This is a genomic window from Pseudomonas sp. GW822-FHT04H02, assembly GCF_058800645.1.
In genome coordinates this window covers 947,532-964,964 of record NZ_JBXAMM010000003.1, presented here as the reverse complement: position 1 = coordinate 964,964, position 17,433 = coordinate 947,532, and the positions used below count along the sequence as shown (strand labels likewise).

Below are 17,433 nucleotides of genomic sequence, written 5' to 3'. Positions count from 1 at the left end.
ATCGCTTTCGCCGGCAAGCCGGCTCCTACAGGTCCGTGATTAGACTTTGAACTGGTTGATCAGGCGTCGTTGCTGTTCGGCGAGCTTGGTCAGCCCGGCGCTGGCCGCACTGGACTCATCGGCGCCGCCCGCCACTTCATTGGCCACCTGGCCGATATTGATCACATTGCGGTTGATGTCCTCGGCCACCGCGCTCTGCTCCTCGGCGGCGCTGGCGATCTGGGTGTTCATGTCGTTGATCACCGACACCGCCTGGGTGATGGTTTCCAGGGCCTGGGCCGCCTTGGCCGCGTGTTCCACACTCTGGTCGGTCTTGTGCTGGCTGTCCTCCATCACCCGTACCACTTCCCGGGTGCCCTGTTGCAGTTGCTGGATCATCGACTGGATTTCTTCGGTGGCCTGCTGGGTTTTCTGCGCCAGGTTGCGCACCTCGTCGGCAACCACCGCAAAGCCCCTGCCTTGCTCGCCGGCTCGGGCCGCCTCGATTGCCGCGTTAAGCGCCAGCAGGTTGGTCTGCTCGGCAATCCCGCGAATGGCGATGAGGATGGCGTTGATGTTCTCGCTGTCCTTGGCCAGGGTCTGCACCACGCCCACCGCACGGCCGATTTCCTCGGCCAGGGCGCCGATGGCGCTGGAGGTGTCGCGCACGATCTGCATGCCCTGGCTCGCGGCCTGGTCGGCGTGGCTGGCGGCTTGCGCGGCCTGGGTGGCATTGCGCGCGACGTCCTGGGCGGTGGCGGTCATTTCGTGCACCGCGGTGGCTACCTGATCGATTTCAACCATTTGCTTGTGCACGCCCTGGTTGGTGCGAATGGCGATGTCTGCGGTGTGTTCCGAAGAATCGCTGACGCTCTGAACCGAGGTCACCACTTGGCTGATCATCGCCTGCAGCTTGGCCAAAAAGGTGTTGAAGCCTTTGGCGATGGAGCCCAGCTCGTCAGCGCGATCGCTGGTCAGGCGTCGGGTCAGGTCGCCTTCGCCCTGAGCGATGTCGTCGAGCATTGCCACCATCTGCCGTAGCGGCCGGGCAATGCCGTGGCCCACCAGCCAGATCACCAGCAAGCCGAGGCCGGCAATCACCAGCCCGACCATGGCCATGCCGAAGGTGTCGGCCTTGCGTTGTTCGGCCAGGTCACCTTGCAGTTTGTCGAGGTCGGCCATCACCGCACTCAGCGGCAGTTGCAGCATCAGGGTCCAGTGCGCATCGGTCTGGCCGATGCCGAAGGGCAGGTACAGGCTGATGGTGCCGTTGGCCTGGTCGACGTCGTAGGTCACTTCGCCGCGCTTGAGGCTGGACAGCTTGGTCAGTGCATCACTGCTGAGCACGTCGCTGACTTTTTCACCGAACTTGCTCGAGTCCTTGGTATAGGCGACCAGGCGACCGTTACCGCCGATCAGGGCCATGTGCCCGGCGCCACCGTAGAGCTTCTGGTTGGCGCCCACCAGCATGTCCTGGATGAAGTTCACTGACAGGTCGGCACCCACGATGCCCTGGAACTTGCCGTTGAGCAGGATCGGCTGAATAAAGGAGGCCAGCATCACCACCTTGTCGCCGACCTTGTAGGGAGCGGGGTCGATGGCGCAAGGCTTTAGGCTGTCCTGGGAGCAGAGGTAGTACTCGCTGGCGCGCACGCCGGTGGAAAGCAGGGTCCGATCATTGACGTCGGCCAGTTTGTCCAGGCCCAGGCTGCCGTCTTCATTGCGGAACCACCAGGGCAGGAAGCGGCCGTTTGCTGCATCGATACCCACCACCGAGGTGCCTACGTAGGCCGCGTCGTCATGGTCGATGGCACCGGGTTCCCAGCCAATGTAGGCACCCAGGATCTTCGGGTTCTGGGTGACGTTTTCCTTGATCAGGGCAATCAGTTGTTCACGGCTCAGGCTCAGCCCGGCATGGCCTTGCGAGTCCTGGGTGCCCATCAGCGCATTGACCCGCACCAGGCCGCCGGCGATCAGAAGGGGCGCTTCCAGTTCGCGCTGGATCTGGCTGACCTGGGTCTGCGCCAGGCCGCTCAGGCGTTGTTCGATGACCTGTTCGAACTGGGCCTGGGTACGGTCTTGCACCATCTGCTGGGTCCTGGCCCCGGAGAACAGGGCGTACAGCACCAGGGCTGCAACCACGCTGAGAACGATGGCGCCGGCCAGGGCGGCGACGGAAAACTGGATCGACTTGAACTTCATAGAGGCTCCGGGCGCAGGAATTTAGGTCTGCCGAGCTGTATCGGCCGCTGCAGCGCTGGCCATTAGCCTTACACGGAAAAATGACTGTTTCAGGGAGCTTGATGTCGTTCTTGGCAAGCTGTGGGGGTAACCCGGGCGGGATTTGCGGGAGGAATGAATTTTCTCCTGCAAGGCAGATATGTATCTGAAATGCGACCGATTGCTGTTTTTACATCTGGCGCGGATACATTTCCGCCCTTAGGATACGCGCCACGTTTTCAGGGAGGTTTCATGATGAAGAAGTCATTGGTCGTATGTGCATTGAGTGCCGCAGTACTGCTCAGCGGTTGTGAAACGGTCAATACCACCAGCGGTGGCGTGGTCGGTGTGGATCGCAAGCAATCCATGTTCAGCATGGTTTCCAGCGCTGAAGTGAACCAGTCCTATGCCCAGTCCTATCAGCAGACTCTGGGTGAAGCCAGCAGCCAGGGCGTACTGGACAAGACCAGCGCCAACGCCAAGCGCCTGCAGGTCATTGCCAACCGCCTGATTGCCCAGGCGCCGACTTTCCGCCCCGACTGCGCGCAGTGGAAATGGGAAGTCAACCTGATCAAGAGCGACGAGCTCAACGCCAACTGCGGTCCTGGCGGCAAGATCATTTTCTACTCCGGGCTGATCGAGAAGCTCAAACTCACCGACGATGAAATCGCCGCGGTCATGGGCCATGAAATTGCCCACGCCCTGCGCGAGCACGGTCGCGAAGCCATGTCCAAGCAGTACGCGGTCGGTGCCGGCAAGCAGATCGCCACCTTGTTCGGCGTTCCGCAGGAAACCGTAGCCCTGGGCGACAACGGGGTGAACCTGCTGATGACCCTGCCCAACAGCCGCGAGAATGAAAACGAAGCGGACCTGATCGGCCTGGAACTGGCCGCCCGTGCCGGTTACAACCCGAATGCGGCCATCAGCCTGTGGAACAAGATGGGCCAGGCTGCCGGTGGCTCCGCGCCGCCCGAGTTCATGAGCACTCACCCGGCTTCCACCAGCCGTATCGCTTCCTTGCAGGCGGCGATTCCCAAGGTGATGCCGCTGTATCAGGCCGCCAAGAAGTCCTGATCCCTTCGCGTCATTGTCGATGACGCTATCGCCGGCAAGCCGGCTCCTACGGGTTGCGTAGGGGCCAGCTTGCCGGCGATTTCGTTTATACCCAGCCGCTGATCTGCATGGCCTTGTACACCGCCACCACGGCGAGGATGAAGAAGGCCGACGCCGCCAGGCGACGGATCAGGGTCAGGGGCAGCTTGTCTGCGGCGAAGTTGCCTGCCAGGACCACCGGTACGTTGGCAATCAGCATGCCCAGGGTGGTACCGATGATCACCAGCCACAGATCCGGGTACTGCGCCGCCAGCATGACGGTGGCGACCTGGGTCTTGTCACCGATTTCTGCCAGGAAGAAGGCGATCAGGGTGGTCAGGAATGGGCCGAACTTGCGTGCGGTATTGGCTTCGTCGTCGTCCATCTTGTCCGGAACCAGGGTCCACAGCGCGGTGGCGGTGAAGCTGGCGGCGAGGATCCAGTGCAGGGTCGAGTCCGAGAAGAAGCTGCCGAACCAGGCGCCTACCGCACCGGCCGCTGCATGGTTGGCCAGGGTCGCGGCAACGATGCCGGCGATGATCGGCCAGGGTTTGCGAAAGCGCGCGGCAAGAATCAGGGCAAGCAGTTGCGTCTTGTCGCCGATTTCGGCCAAGGCAACGATTGCGGTGGGAACGAGGAGAGAATCCAGCATCATCAGGGTTTTCCTAAGGGGCGGGTCGACACGGCTATGACACGTACAGCCTTCCCGCCCCGGGTAAGGTGTGCGTGTCATAGGTCTTGTCAAACCCTGCGGTCCGTCTGTGCGGACTCTTGGGTCGCATGCGCCATGGTCTGTTGACCAAGTATGTTGACGCATGCCGGACGAGCGTGGCGCTCGTGGGAGACTACTCCCCTAGGACGGAGCGGATTCTGCCTAGGCAAAACCCTTTCGGCAAGCCTTGTTTGCGAAAAAGGATTTCAGCCACGCTTGGCCCGATAAATGCGAAAGCCCTGGCCTTCCGCCTTGATCGCACAGGGCCCCAGGTGCTCTTCGATCAGCGGCTGGTAGCGCAGGAAGCTGTTGGCAACTACTCGCAGTTCTCCACCTTTTTGCAGATGTTTGGCTGCTTTTCGCAGCAGGTTTTCCGTTGCCTGGTAGTCGGTATGGACCCCGGTGTGGAAGGGCGGATTGGTCAGGATGCCGTTCAGCCCCATGGGCGCGGCGTCGATTCCGTCACCGGTCAGCACCTCGGCTTCCAGGCCGTTGGCCGCCAGGGTCAGGCGGCTGCTGGCGGCGGCGAAGGCGTCCACATCCAGCAGGGTCACGCGGCTGTCCGGGTAGCGGCGTTTCACGGTGGCCCCGAGCACTCCGGCACCGCAGCCGAAGTCCAGCAGGTGGCCGGCGGGCAGGTGGTCCAGGTGCTCCAGCAGCAGCGCGGTGCCGCGATCCAGCCGGCCATGGCTGAACACCCCCGGCAGGCTGATGACTTTCAGCGGGCCTTCGGCCAGCGGCAGTTCGTACTCCTGGGCCAGGCTCTGCAGGGTGAGCGGTTCGGGAGCATTGGCCACCGTGACCTGCCACAGCTGGCAGTGCCGGGCGCTATCGAGCTTGCGCGGTTTGCCGAAAGGGTTGAGTTGCTTGGCCGCACTCTCCACGCCGCTGCGCTTCTCGCCCACCAGGTACAGTTCGCGCCCGGCCAGGCGCGAGGCCAGGGCGTTGAGCAGGTAGTCGGTGAGGTCCTTGGATTTGGGCAGGAACAGCACGGCGCTGTCGAAGGATTCGACCGGTGCGTCTACGCCAAAGTGACTGCGGCCGGGAAAGCGCGCCTCCAGGGCTGCCTGGTCGCCGGCGTGCCAGCTCCAGCCCCGGGCATTGGGCAGGCGGCCCAGCAGATCGTCGGCGGCCAGGCCGGCCAGCAGCAGTGAGCCTTGAAACAATTCAGCCTGACGCAACAGTACTTCACTGCGTGTATCCATGATCCGCCCCCGAAAAAAGTGGCGAAGTTTATCAACTCACGACCCGCAGCGGGGCGCCGCTGAAGAAGGCGTGGGCGTTTTGCGTCAATTGACCGACGATTCGCTGGCGGGCCTCGCGGCTGCCCCAGGCGTTGTGTGGAGTGACGATCAGGCGCGGAATGTCGCCGGCCAGCAGGGGGTTGCCAGCCACCGGGGGTTCGACGCTGAGCACATCGGTGGCCGCACCACCCAGGTGACCATTGCGCAATGCATCGGCCAGGGCCTGTTCATCGATCAGCCCGCCGCGGGCGGTGTTGACCACCAGGGCTCCGGGCTTGAGCAGGGCCAGTTCCCGGGCACCGATAAAGTGGCGGGTGTGCTCGTTGAGGGGGCAGTGCAGGGTCAGGGCGTCCACTTGCGGCAGCAGTTCCTCCAGCGGCAGGCGGTCCGGGCGGGTCGGGCGGCCTGGAATCTGCCCCAGCAGCACACGCATGCCAAAGGCTTCGGCCAGGCGGGCCACCGCGCTGCCCAGTTCGCCATTGCCCAGCAGGCCCAGGGTCTTGCCCGCCAGTTCGATGATCGGGTAGTCCAGCAGGCAGAACTGACTGGCCTGTTGCCAGCGCCCGGCAGCCACGGCCTGCTGGTAATCGGCGACCCGGGTGGCCAGGTTGAGCAGCAGCATCAGGGTGTGCTGGGCCACCGAGGGAGTGCCGTAGCCCTGGCAGTTGCTGACGGTGATCCCCTGCTTGCGGGCTGCGGCCAGGTCGACATTGTTGGTGCCGGTGGCGGCCACCAGGATCAGTTGCAGGTCGGGGCAGGCGGCCAGGGTTTCGGCTGTCAGTGCCACCTTGTTGCTGATGGCCACCCGGGCTCCCTGCAGGCGTTCGGCGACCTGTTCCGGCGCTGTGTGGGCATGTACTTGCAGAGGGCTGAAGCTGTCATGCAGCGCACCCAGGTCCAGGTCACCGAGGTCCAGTGAGCTGTGATCGAGGAAGACGGCGCGGCGATTGTTAGTCATGAACTGTACCTTTTGCACGAGGGTTCTAAGGCGTAATCTGCCGAGCCTAACAGATGAAATAATTAGACATACACAGGAGCCTGCATGTACTTCACCGAGTTCTTGACCGTTGCCCTCATCCATCTTCTGGCAGTGGCCAGCCCCGGCCCGGACTTCGCCGTGGTGGTGCGTGAAAGCGTGACCCACGGCCGTCGAGCCGGCACCTGGACCGCGCTGGGCGTGGGCTGCGCAATCTTCCTGCACGTGGGTTACTCGCTGCTGGGGATCGGCCTGATCGTTTCCCAGTCCATCGTCCTGTTCAACGCACTGAAGTGGCTGGCTGCGGCCTACCTGCTGTACATCGGCTACAAGGCCCTGCGTGCCCAGCCGGCCAAACCGGCGGCCGACGACCTGCACAAGGAAGCCGGGGTCCGCACTGCGCGTGGGGCCTTCACTTCAGGCTTTGTCACCAATGGCCTGAACCCCAAGGCGACGCTGTTCTTTCTCTCGCTGTTCACCGTGGTGATCAACCCGCATACGCCGCTGGCGATCCAGGCCGGGTATGGCGTGTATCTGGCGGTGGCCACCGCTGTGTGGTTCTGCCTGGTGGCCATGCTCTTCAGCCAGCAGCGGGTTCGTGCCGGCTTTGCCCGCATGGGCCACTGGTTCGACCGCACCATGGGCGCAGTGCTGATCGCCATCGGCGTGAAGCTGGCCTTCACCGAGATGCATTGATTGCGCTGAGCTGATTCAGGGCCGCCACGTAATGCCGTGGCGTATCCCCGAGCAAACGGCAGAACATCGCGCTGAAGGCCCGGGCGCTGCCGTATCCCAGCGAGTCGGCCACGCTGTGCACGCTTTCCCCGGCGAGCAGGCGTGGCAGGGCTTCCATCAGGCGCACCTGCTGGCGCCAGGCATTGAAATTCATCTGCACCTGCTGCTGGAACAGCCGCGCCAGGGTTCGTGAACTGGCGCCGACCTGCTGTGCCCAGTCTTCCAGGGTGTGGGGGTGATCCGGGGTCTGTATCAGGGTCCGGCAGATGGCTTGCAAGCGCCGGTCCTGGGGCATGGGAATGTGCAGCGGAAGGTTTTCCAGGGCGGCGATTTCTTCCAGCATCAATTGCTGGATCAAGGGGTTTTCCGCTTGTTCCGGACCTTGCACGGCACGCAGGATCAACTCCCGCAGCAGCGGTGTGACCGCCAGGACGCAGCATTGGCGCAATGCGGGCGCTGACAGCTCCGGGTCGATGAACAGAGAGCGCATGCGCACCTCGCCGACCATGAAGATTTCATGCTCCACCAGTGGCGGGATCCACACCGCCCGGCTCGGTGGGATCACCCAGGCGCCCTGGGCGGTGACCAGGCGCATGGTGCCGCAGGCGGCGTAGAGAAACTGCGCCTCGCGATGGCGGTGCAATGGTTGATGCGCGGCGTCGGGGTAGTCCCGGGGATAGGCGCTGACCGGCCCATGGTGGAAGTGGTCGATTAACATGTCCGGTCCAATGACTTTGTTGTCAGAAATACGGTGGATTGCCAAATTAGCATAGGCGGCACAACAACCAACCCCCGGTGTGTCGCCATGAATCAAGCCCGAAACGTCATCCGCTACGTCAACGCCGCCCATGTCATCGATCACATGTTCATGCTGATCTTTCCCGCTGCCATGCTGGGCATGACCCAGGCCTTTGGCCTGGACTATGCCGGGCTGATCGGTCTGTCCCTGGGCGGTTTCATCGCCTTTGGCGCCTGTTCGCTACCGGCCGGCTGGCTGGGGGATCACTGGAGTCGGCGGCAGATGATGCTGCTGTTCTTCTTCGGCATCGGTGGCGCCTCGATCCTCACCGGGCTCAGTAATAGCCCGAGCATGCTGGTGATCGGGCTGACCCTGATGGGAATATTCGCCGCTATCTATCATCCGGTCGGCACCGCGATGCTGGTGGCCTATGCGCAGAATCGCGGGCGCGAGATCGGCATCAACGGTATGTGGGGCAACCTCGGCGTGGCCTTCTCGGCCTTGATTACCGGCTTGCTGGTGGCGCAGTTCGGCTGGCGCTCGGCGTTCATCCTGCCGGGGAGCGTGGCCATCCTTCTGGGTGTCGGCTTTGCCTTGCAGGTGCGTGACGAGCCTGCCCCCGCACGCGCCCATGTGCCGCTCAAGGGCAAGGGCGGGCAGCAGATCTCCATGTTCCTGGTGTTCGGCGTGCTGGCCCTGGCCACAGCCACTGGCGGGGTGGTCTTCAACGCCTCCACCATGACTTACCCGAAGCTGTTCCAGGAACGCCTGCATGAATTGTTCACCTCGCCGCAGACCCTGGGGGTGGTGGTCAGCCTGGCCTATGCCTTCGGCGCAGTGGCGCAGTTGTTGATCGGCCGGGTATTGCACCGCTTCAGCCTGAAGTGGCCGTTCATCATTTTGACCCTGCTCCAGGCCCCGTTGCTGCTGGCGATGGCCGACAGCCAGGGTTGGGGCGTGATCGTCCTGGGTGCGGCCTTCATGTTCGTGGTGTTCGGCCAGGTCACGGTGAACGATGCTATGGTCGCGAACTTCGTTGCGCCCCAGTGGCAGTCGCGAGTCTTCGCCTTGCGTTACTGCCTGTCGTTCGGTGCCAGTGCCACGGCGATTCCGCTGATTGCTCTGGTGGAACCGCGTGAGGGCCTGAGCGGCCTGTACCTGGTCCTGGCGGGGGTCGCGGCGCTGACGTTTGCCGCGGCGCTGGCCTTTCCCCGCACCCCCGCGGAAGCGGCAGTGGGGCAAAGCGCCTGAGGTCGTGCAGGGCCGTAACAATACTGGCCTGAAGCTAGTATTTGTACGGCCCTGCAAATCATTCCTTTGGCTGATTTAGCGGGCGCGCAGGAGCTCTAGAGTGGTTATCCTCCAGTCACGACCGAGCCGTCAGAAAAGGGATTCTTATGTTGCAGACTCGCGTTATTCCCCCCGCCGAAGGCGCCTACCAATACCCACTTCTGATCAAGCGCTTGCTGATGTCCGGCACCCGCTACGAAAAAACCCGCGAGATCATCTACCGTGACCAGTTGCGCTACACCTATCCGACCCTGATCGAGCGGGTGGCGCGCCTGGCCAATGTGCTGACCGCGGCCGGGGTCAAGGCGGGGGACACCGTGGCGGTCATGGACTGGGACAGCCATCGCTACCTGGAGTGCATGTTTGCCATCCCGATGATCGGTGCGGTGATCCACACCATCAACGTGCGTCTGTCGCCGGAGCAGATTCTCTACACCATGAACCATGCCGAGGACCGCTTCGTGCTGGTCAACAGCGAGTTCGTCGGCCTGTACCAGGCGATTGCCGGGCACCTGACCACGGTGGAGAAAACCCTGCTGCTCACCGATGCCCCGGAGAAAACCGCCGAGTTGCCGAACCTGGTGGGCGAGTACGAGACCTTGCTCGCCGCGGCCAGCCCCCAGTACGCGTTCGAGGATTTCGACGAGAACTCGGTGGCCACCACCTTCTACACCACCGGCACCACCGGCAACCCCAAGGGCGTGTACTTCACCCACCGCCAACTGGTGCTGCACACCCTGGGGGTGTCCACCATCATGGGGGCCATCGACAGCGTGCGCCTGCTGGGCACCAACGATGTGTACATGCCCATCACCCCGATGTTCCACGTGCACGCCTGGGGCTTGCCGTACGTGGCCACCATGCTCGGGCTCAAGCAGGTCTATCCCGGGCGCTACGACCCGGAGTACCTGGTGGAGCTGTGGCGCCGGGAGAAGGTCACCTTCTCTCACTGCGTGCCGACCATCCTGCAGATGGTGCTCAATGCCAAGGCGGCCCAGGGTACGGATTTCGGCGGCTGGAAGATCGTCATCGGCGGCAGTGCGCTGAACCGCGCGCTGTACGAGGCGGCCAAGGCCAAGGGCATCCAGCTGACGGCTGCCTACGGCATGTCGGAAACCGGACCGCTGGTGTCCTGTGCACACCTGAACGATGAACTGATGGCGGGCAGCGAGGACGAGCGCACCACCTACCGCATCAAGGCCGGGGTACCGGGGCCGCTGGTGGAAGCGGCAATCATCGATGCCGAAGGCAACTTCCTCCCGGCGGACGGCGAGGCCCAGGGCGAGCTGGTGCTGCGGGCGCCCTGGCTGAGCGAAGGTTATTTCAACGAACCGCAAAAAGGCGCCGAGCTCTGGGAAGGCGGCTGGCTGCATACCGGTGACGTGGCGACCCTGGACAGCATGGGGGTGATCGACATCCGCGACCGGATCAAGGACGTGATCAAGACCGGTGGCGAGTGGATCTCCTCCCTGGACCTGGAGGACCTCATCAGCCGCCACGTGGCGGTACGTGAAGTAGCAGTGGTGGGCATCGCCGATCCGCAGTGGGGCGAACGCCCATTCGCCCTGCTGGTCATCCGCGAGGGCCATGAGATTGGCGCCCGCGAGCTCAAGGAACACCTCAAGCCCTTCGTCGAGCTGGGCCACCTGAGCAAGTGGGCGATTCCCAGTCAGATCGCCCTTGTTACTGAAATTCCCAAGACCAGCGTTGGCAAGCTCGACAAGAAGCGCATCCGCGTCGACATCAGCGAGTGGCAGGCCAGCAACAGCACCTTCCTCTCCACGCTTTGAGCGTCCCCGGCCGTGCCCGCTCGGGCACGGCATGCCCACCCGGCAAGCCTTTGCCTTGTACTCACGGATTTTTCAGTCATTCTTGCCGCGCCGTTTTTCAAAGGTTATGGCAAAGGGCTGTTCCAGTGCGGTGGGTGGCTGCAAATCACACTTTAGAGGGATCAAGCAGTAATCCCTGCTGGATATAGTCCGTTCACGGATTTTTCTGAACGACGGAGCATTGCGGGGGGCTCGCGCCACGCAACTTCGGAGCCGGGACAAGTGTTCATTCAACCGGTATTCGAAGCGTTTTCAGAAAAGCGTACTGCCATAACAATAATGCACATGGAGTAGCGTCGATGACATCAGCAAACCAGTTCTGGCGCCGGGCGAAACTGCCCCTGGCCGTCGGTCTCGCCTCCACGCTCGCCGGGCCGGCATTCGGCGTCAGCTTCAACATCGGTGAAATCGAAGGCAGCTTCGATTCGTCCCTGTCGGTGGGGGCCAGCTGGTCGACCGCCGGGCGCAACAAGGACCTGATCGGGGTCAACAACGGCGGCAAGGGCCTGTCCCAGACCACCGATGACGGCCACTTGAACTTCAACAAGGGCCAGACCTTCTCGAAGATCTTCAAGGGTATCCATGACCTGGAATTGAAGTACGGCGATACCGGTGTGTTTGTCCGTGGCAAGTACTGGTATGACTTCAAGCTCCAGGACGAAGACCTGGACTTCAAGAACGTCAGCAACGACAACCGTAAAGAGGGCGCCAAGTCTTCCGGCGGGCAGATTCTCGATGCCTTCATCTATCACAACTATTCCATTGCCGATGAGCCGGGCTCCGTGCGTTTCGGTAAGCAGGTGGTGAGCTGGGGCGAAAGTACCTTCATCGGTGGCGGTATCAACTCGATCAACCCCATCGATGTGTCGGCGTTCCGCCGTCCTGGCGCCGAGATCAAGGAAGGCCTGATCCCGGTCAACATGTTCTACATCTCCCAGAACCTGACCGAGAACCTGTCGGCCGAAGCCTTCTACCAGTTGGAATGGGACCAGACCGTTACCGATAACTGCGGCACCTTCTTCTCGCAGCCGGACAACATTTCCGACGGCTGTGACGACAACCTGCGACTGCTGGCCAAGCGTTCGACCATCGCCGCCACGGCGCCGGGGCGCGCGGCCCTGGCCGCGATGCAGGCTCGTGGCGTCGACGTCAACGAAGAAGGCACGCTGGTGCGTCGCAGTGGCGACCGCGATGCCCGTGACAGCGGCCAGTTCGGTGCGGCGTTCCACTACAACTTCGAGCCGCTGGACACCGAGTTCGGCGCCTACTTCATGAACTATCACAGCCGGGCGCCGATTTTCAGTGCCACGGCTGCGCCACAGTCGGCTTACGCCATTGCTCCTGGCTTCGGCACTTTGGCGCCGGTATGGATCGCCGGTAATTCGAAGTACTTCGTTGAGTATCCAGAAGACATTCGCCTGTATGGCTTGAGTTTCTCCACCACCCTGCCTACGGGGACGGCGTGGAGCGGTGAAATCAGCTACCGGCCGAATGCGCCTGTACAACTCAACTCTACCGATATTCTCTATTCCGCCGTTCGACCTCTGAAGGGGGCATACACCAACGCCTCGCTGCTTGAAGGTGTAGCGGGGCAGGACCTCAATGGCTATCGCCGCAAGGAAATCACTCAGTTCCAGACCACCTTCACGCACTTCTTCGATCAGGTCATGGGCGCCAGCCGTCTGACGCTGGTGGGTGAGGTGGGGGTTACCCACGTCGGAGGCCTTGAGAGCAAGTCGGATGTCCGCTATGGACGTGATCCGGTGTTTGGTCCTGGCGCCTTGCCAGCCACCGGCGGGCAAAACACCTGTCGTGCGCTTAACTCCACCACCATTGCCGGTGCAGGTCCTGGTGCAGACGCCAGCAATCTGAGCGCCAACTGCAACAACGATGGCTTCACCACCGCCACCTCCTGGGGCTACCGCGGCCGTGCCATCTGGGAGTACCCGGATGTGTTCGCTGGTGTGAACCTCAAGCCGAACGTGGCCTGGTCCCATGACGTCAAGGGTTACTCGCCAGGTCCTGGCGGCAACTTCGAAGAAGGCCGCAAGGCCATCAGCCTGGGGCTGGATGCCGAGTACCAGAACACCTACACCGCGAGCCTGGCCTACACCAACTTCTTCGGTGGCGACTACAGCACCGTGGATGACCGGGACTTCCTCGCCTTGAGCGTTGGCGTGAACTTCTAAGCACACTGCATTTTCAGGAAGAACAACAATATGAAAATCACCAAGAGTCTGTTGCACGTCGGTGTGCTGGGACTGTCACTGCTGGCCACCGGGGTCATGGCCGCGGTCTCGGCCGATGAAGCCGCCAAGCTGGGTACCAGCCTGACGCCGATGGGCGCGGAAATGGCCGGCAATGCCGCCGGCACCATTCCGGCCTGGAAGCCACTGGCGACCAATGCTGGCACCGTGGACAGCAAGGGTTTCCTGTCCAACCCCTACGGCAGCGAGCAGCCGCTGTTCACCATCACCGCGCAGAACGTCGAGCAGTACAAGGACAAGCTGGCGCCGGGGCAGTACGCGATGTTCAAGCGCTACCCGGAAACCTTCAAGATGCCGGTCTACCCGTCCCATCGCGGGGCCACCGTGCCGGCTGACGTGTTCGCCGCGATCAAGCGCAACGCCACCAGCACCAACCTGGTGTCCGGCGGCAACGGCCTGGAGAACTTCGAAACCGCGATTCCGTTCCCGATCCCGAAAAGCGGCGTGGAAGTCATCTGGAACCACATCACCCGCTATCGCGGTGGCAGTGTGACCCGCCTGGTGACCCAGGCCACGCCACAGGCCAACGGCTCCTACAGCCTGGTGTACTTCCAGGACCAGTTCGTGTTCCGCGACAAGATGAAGGACTACGATCCGAAAAACCCGGGCAACATCCTGTTCTACTTCAAGCAGAAAGTGACCGCGCCGGCGCGCCTGGCCGGTGGCGTGCTGCTGGTGCACGAAACCCTCGACCAAGTGAAGGAGCCGCGTTCGGCCTGGGTCTACAACGCTGGCCAGCGCCGCGTACGCCGCGCCCCGCAAGTGTCCTATGACGGTCCGGGTACCGCTGCCGACGGCCTGCGTACTTCCGACAACCTGGACATGTACAACGGTGCGCCGGATCGCTACGACTGGAAGCTGGAAGGCAAGAAGGAGATGTACATCGCTTCCGACAGCTACAAGCTCGACTCGCCGACCCTGAAGTACGCCGACATCATCAAGGCCGGCCACATCAACCAGGACCTGGCTCGCTATGAGCTGCGCCGGGTCTGGCATGTGGTGGCAACCTTGAAGGAAGGCCAGCGCCATATCTACGCCAAGCGTGACTTCTACATCGACGAAGACACCTGGCAGGCAGCGGTGATCGACCACTACGACGGTCGTGGCCAACTGTGGCGCGTGGCCGAGGCTCACGCCGAGAACTACTACGACAAGCAAGTGCCGTGGTACGCCCTGGAAACCCTCTACGACCTGCAGTCCGGCCGCTACCTGGCCCTGGGCATGAAGAACGAAGAGAAACAGGCCTACGACTTCGGTTTCACCGCCACCACCAGCGATTTCACCCCAGCCGCCCTGCGTCAGGACGGGGTTCGCTGAGCCGCTGCAAATAGAGGCCGCATCCTCGGAAAAAGCCCCGACCTGGTTCGGGGCTTTTTTTTGCCTGAGGGCCCGGCCTTGGAATCCATCCAGGTACAGGCAGCTTTCTCGAAGCTAATTAGCCACTTAATCAATAAATAAACGAAATATCTTTTAATCATTCAGAGTTATCTGACCAATTTGCTCATAGTCTTTTTCGCCCGAATGGTCGCAAAAATCTTCAACAGGTGGCCTTTTACCGCTAGTCTGCGGACATCTGCTACGCCGACAACCGTACATCAATAAGAGTTGGCCATGACTGACCTGTCCCCCCTGCAACGGCCTGCCAGCGCGGTGATCCCCGCTCTGGAGGGGCGTTTTTATCGACCCCCCCTGCCCGATGGATACGTGCAGCGGCCGCGTCTTTGCGAGCGTCTGGGCGCCGGGTTGAAGGGGCGATTGCTGCTGGTCTGTGCGCCTGCCGGGTTTGGCAAGAGCTCGCTGGCCGTGGAGTTTTGCCAGGGCCTGCCGGATAACTGGCAGAGCCTGTGGCTGGGGTTGAGCCGCCGGGACAGCGATCCCGGGCGTTTCCTCGAGCGTCTGTTGGCCGGTCTGCAGCAGTACTTTCCCCAATTGGGACGGCAGTCCCTGGGCCTGTTGAAAATGCGTCAGCGTCACCAGCCCTTCGCCTTTGAAGAGTGGCTGGACGGCCTGCTGGATGAGCTGGCGGTGCAATTGACCGGTGCCAGTCCGTTATTGCTGGTGCTGGACGACTATCACCTGGCCCAGGGGCCGGTCCTCGATCGTTGCCTACAGTTTTTTCTCAATCACCTGCCCGATGGCTTGCTGGTGCTGGTCACCAGCCGCCAACGCCCGGACTGGCACCTGGCGCGGCTGCGGTTGTCCCGGCAACTGCTGGAGCTGCACGAGCAGGATTTGCGCCTGACCCACGACGAATCCCTGAGCCTGCTCGACCGGCACAGCAGTTCGCTGCGCGGCGAAGCCCTGGAAAACCTGATTCAGCGCAGCGAAGGCTGGGTGGCCGGGCTGCGTTTCTGGCTGCTGGCGGCGTCCGAGGCGGGAGCCGGGGGCGCGCTACCCCAGGGCCTGCATGGCGGGGAAGGACTGATCCGCGACTACCTGCTGGAAGAGGTCATCGACTGCCTGCCCGCCGAAGTGCAGTCATTCCTGTATGACACGGCGCCCCAGGAGCGGTTTTGCGCCGAGCTGTGCGATGCCCTGCGCGAAGCCCATGACAGCGCCGAGATCCTGGGTTTCCTCCAGGCCCACCAGGTATTCCTGGTGCCCCTGGATGAACACGGCCATTGGTATCGTTATCACCACCTGTTTTCCGACCTGCTGCGCACCCGGCCCACGGCCAATGCCCTGGTGCCAGCGGCCAGCCTGCACCTGCGCGCCTGCCGCTGGTTCAACGCCCAGGGGCTGCTCGACGAGGCGGTGGAGCAAGCGCTGCGCGCCGGGCACCTGGACGTGGCGGCCAACCTGGTGCAGAACCTGTCCGAAGAGCAACTGCTGGCGGAACAGAACGTCGGCATGCTGCTGCGCTGGAAGATGGACCTGCCCGACAGCCTGCTGATCAGCACGCCGCGGCTGATCGTGCTCTACAGCTGGGCCCTGGGCCTGGCCTGCCAGCTGGATGCGGCGGAGGAACTGGCCAATCACCTGAGTCGTTTCCTGCCGGCCCCTTCGGCCACGGCGCAGAAGTCGATGTTGGCGCAATGGCTGGCCCTGAGCGGAATCATCGCCCGTGGCCGCGGCCAGCGGGAAAACACCCTGGCCTATTGCAGCGAGGCCCTGGAAAGCCTGCCGCCCAAACGTTATGGGCAGCGCCTGATGTGCCTGTCGACCTTGTCCAACCTGGCCATTACCGATGCCGATCTGTGGCGGGCCCGCAGCCTCAATCGCGAATCCCTGGAGCTGGCGCAACGGGTCGGCAATCCGTTGTTCGAAGCCCTGGCCCACTACGACCGTGCCCGGGTCCTGCAGGCCCGCGGCGAAGTGCTGCGGGCGCAGGAGGAGGTACACCAGGGGCTGCGGCGCTTGCAGGGCCTGTCGGCCCAGCGGTTGTATGCGGTGCGGGCCCGGCTGACCCTGTATGACGGTTATCTGCTGACCCTGCGTGCCCAGCCCGAGGCCGGTCTGGTGCGCTTGCAGGCCGGCCTGGTGGAGGCCCGGGCCTGTCGCGATATCAGCGTGCTGATCGGTCACTGCGTGATCGCCAAGCAGGAAGGCCTGGGTGGCGAGTTCTCCCGAGCCTTCGCCGAGCTGGCGGAAGCCGAGCGCTTGATGCACATCTGGGACGTGCCACCGATCTATTACCTGGCAATGATCACCCTGGTGAAATGCGAGCTGTGGCTGGCCCAGGGGCGTACCGATCTGGCCGAAGCCTGGCTGGCCCGCCTGGGCCAGACCTACACCGGCGAACAGGCGGCGGCGCCACCGGAGTTCCACCCGCAACTGCCGTTGCACATCGAATTGCAGCAAGCCCAGCTTGAAAGCATCAAGGGCGACCTGAGCCGGGCGGAGCAGCGCTTGAATCGGTTGGTCGAGCATGGCCAGCAAAGCGGCCGGCAGTTGCTGAGCGTCATGGCCCTGACCCAGAAAGCCGCACTGTTGCTGGCGGCCGGTCGCGGTCCGCAGGCCCGCCAGGACCTGGCCCAGGCTCTGGAGGCCGGGGTTGGAGGCGCGGTGCAGCCGTTCATGGCATTGCTCCATGGCCATCCCGGCTGGATGCGTGAGCAGTTGCAGCAGGGCGTATCGACAGCCCTGACCCAGGCGTTGCTGGAGCGGTTGCCGGCAGCATCGCGTGAACCTCAGGAGATCGTGGCCCATAACGAGTCCTTGAGCTCCCGGGAGCTTTCAGTGTTGCAGTTGATCGCCCAGGGCTGCTCCAACCAGGAAATCAGCGAGCGCCTGTTCATCTCGTTGCATACGGTGAAGACCCATGCCAGCCATATCAACAGCAAGCTGGGGGTAGAGCGCCGGACCCAGGCCGTGGCCCGGGCCCAGGAGCTGGGGTTGCTGGGGTAGGCG

At 63.0% G+C, this 17,433-nt stretch carries 12 protein-coding genes, 1 pseudogene and 1 riboswitch; of the genes and pseudogenes, 7 read left to right on the top strand and 6 right to left on the bottom strand.

Annotated features, from left to right (window positions below):
- Positions 1-39: 39 nt before the first annotated feature.
- A complete protein-coding gene (locus AC1RMG_RS16885; RefSeq protein ID WP_370059449.1) occupies positions 40-783 on the bottom strand; it encodes a methyl-accepting chemotaxis protein in 744 nt (247 codons plus the stop codon).
- Positions 784-894: 111 nt separating this feature from the next.
- A pseudogene (locus AC1RMG_RS16880) lies at positions 895-1,092 on the bottom strand (HAMP domain-containing protein); the annotation flags it as partial.
- 1,362 nt (positions 1,093-2,454) lie between these two features.
- On the opposite strand from AC1RMG_RS16880, the gene AC1RMG_RS16875 reads away from it, so the two are divergent.
- On the top strand, positions 2,455-3,273 hold the full coding sequence (locus AC1RMG_RS16875; protein WP_011063371.1) for a M48 family metallopeptidase: 819 nt from the start codon (positions 2,455-2,457) through the stop codon (positions 3,271-3,273).
- Between the two features lie 85 nt (positions 3,274-3,358).
- Here AC1RMG_RS16875 and AC1RMG_RS16870 read toward each other — a convergent pair whose 3' ends face one another.
- The 3 genes from AC1RMG_RS16870 to AC1RMG_RS16860 all read right to left on the bottom strand — a co-directional run bounded on the left by AC1RMG_RS16870 (position 3,359) and on the right by AC1RMG_RS16860 (position 6,205).
- Positions 3,359-3,943 (bottom strand): TMEM165/GDT1 family protein, encoded by a 585-nt coding sequence (locus tag AC1RMG_RS16870; protein WP_011063370.1) that lies wholly within the window; start codon positions 3,941-3,943, stop codon positions 3,359-3,361.
- 91 nt (positions 3,944-4,034) lie between these two features.
- Positions 4,035-4,158: riboswitch (yybP-ykoY riboswitch) on the bottom strand.
- Between the two features lie 51 nt (positions 4,159-4,209).
- Positions 4,210-5,208 carry a methyltransferase gene (locus tag AC1RMG_RS16865; protein WP_125062172.1) on the bottom strand — a complete coding sequence of 333 codons (999 nt, stop codon included), beginning with the start codon at positions 5,206-5,208 and terminating at the stop codon, positions 4,210-4,212.
- 31 nt (positions 5,209-5,239) lie between these two features.
- Positions 5,240-6,205, bottom strand: a complete 966-nt coding sequence (locus tag AC1RMG_RS16860) for a 2-hydroxyacid dehydrogenase (RefSeq protein WP_283989149.1) — start codon at positions 6,203-6,205, stop codon at positions 5,240-5,242.
- 84 nt (positions 6,206-6,289) lie between these two features.
- Here AC1RMG_RS16860 and AC1RMG_RS16855 point away from each other — a divergent pair, with 84 nt between their 5' ends.
- Positions 6,290-6,919, top strand: a complete 630-nt coding sequence (locus AC1RMG_RS16855; protein WP_011063367.1) for a LysE family translocator — start codon at positions 6,290-6,292, stop codon at positions 6,917-6,919.
- On the opposite strand, the gene AC1RMG_RS16850 is transcribed toward AC1RMG_RS16855, so the two are convergent.
- Positions 6,903-7,676 (bottom strand): AraC family transcriptional regulator, encoded by a 774-nt coding sequence (locus AC1RMG_RS16850; RefSeq protein WP_041119820.1) that lies wholly within the window; start codon positions 7,674-7,676, stop codon positions 6,903-6,905. The genes AC1RMG_RS16855 and AC1RMG_RS16850 overlap by 17 nt on opposite strands.
- Positions 7,677-7,763: 87 nt before the next feature.
- Between AC1RMG_RS16850 and AC1RMG_RS16845 the strand changes: the two genes are divergently transcribed.
- From AC1RMG_RS16845 to AC1RMG_RS16825, 5 genes are all read left to right on the top strand, one after another.
- Positions 7,764-8,948, top strand: a complete 1,185-nt coding sequence (locus tag AC1RMG_RS16845) for an MFS transporter (RefSeq protein WP_410036522.1) — start codon at positions 7,764-7,766, stop codon at positions 8,946-8,948.
- 146 nt (positions 8,949-9,094) lie between these two features.
- Positions 9,095-10,777, top strand: a complete 1,683-nt coding sequence (locus tag AC1RMG_RS16840; protein WP_019093006.1) for a fatty acid--CoA ligase — start codon at positions 9,095-9,097, stop codon at positions 10,775-10,777.
- A 338-nt stretch (positions 10,778-11,115) separates the two neighbouring features.
- A complete protein-coding gene (locus AC1RMG_RS16835; RefSeq protein ID WP_125062170.1) occupies positions 11,116-13,005 on the top strand; it encodes a DUF1302 domain-containing protein in 1,890 nt (629 codons plus the stop codon).
- A 30-nt stretch (positions 13,006-13,035) separates the two neighbouring features.
- Positions 13,036-14,400, top strand: a complete 1,365-nt coding sequence (locus tag AC1RMG_RS16830) for a DUF1329 domain-containing protein (RefSeq protein WP_011063362.1) — start codon at positions 13,036-13,038, stop codon at positions 14,398-14,400.
- Positions 14,401-14,694: 294 nt separating this feature from the next.
- Entirely contained in the window at positions 14,695-17,430 is a 2,736-nt protein-coding gene (locus AC1RMG_RS16825; RefSeq protein WP_065365209.1) for a winged helix-turn-helix domain-containing protein, read from the top strand.
- The last annotated feature ends 3 nt before the right edge of the window (positions 17,431-17,433 follow it).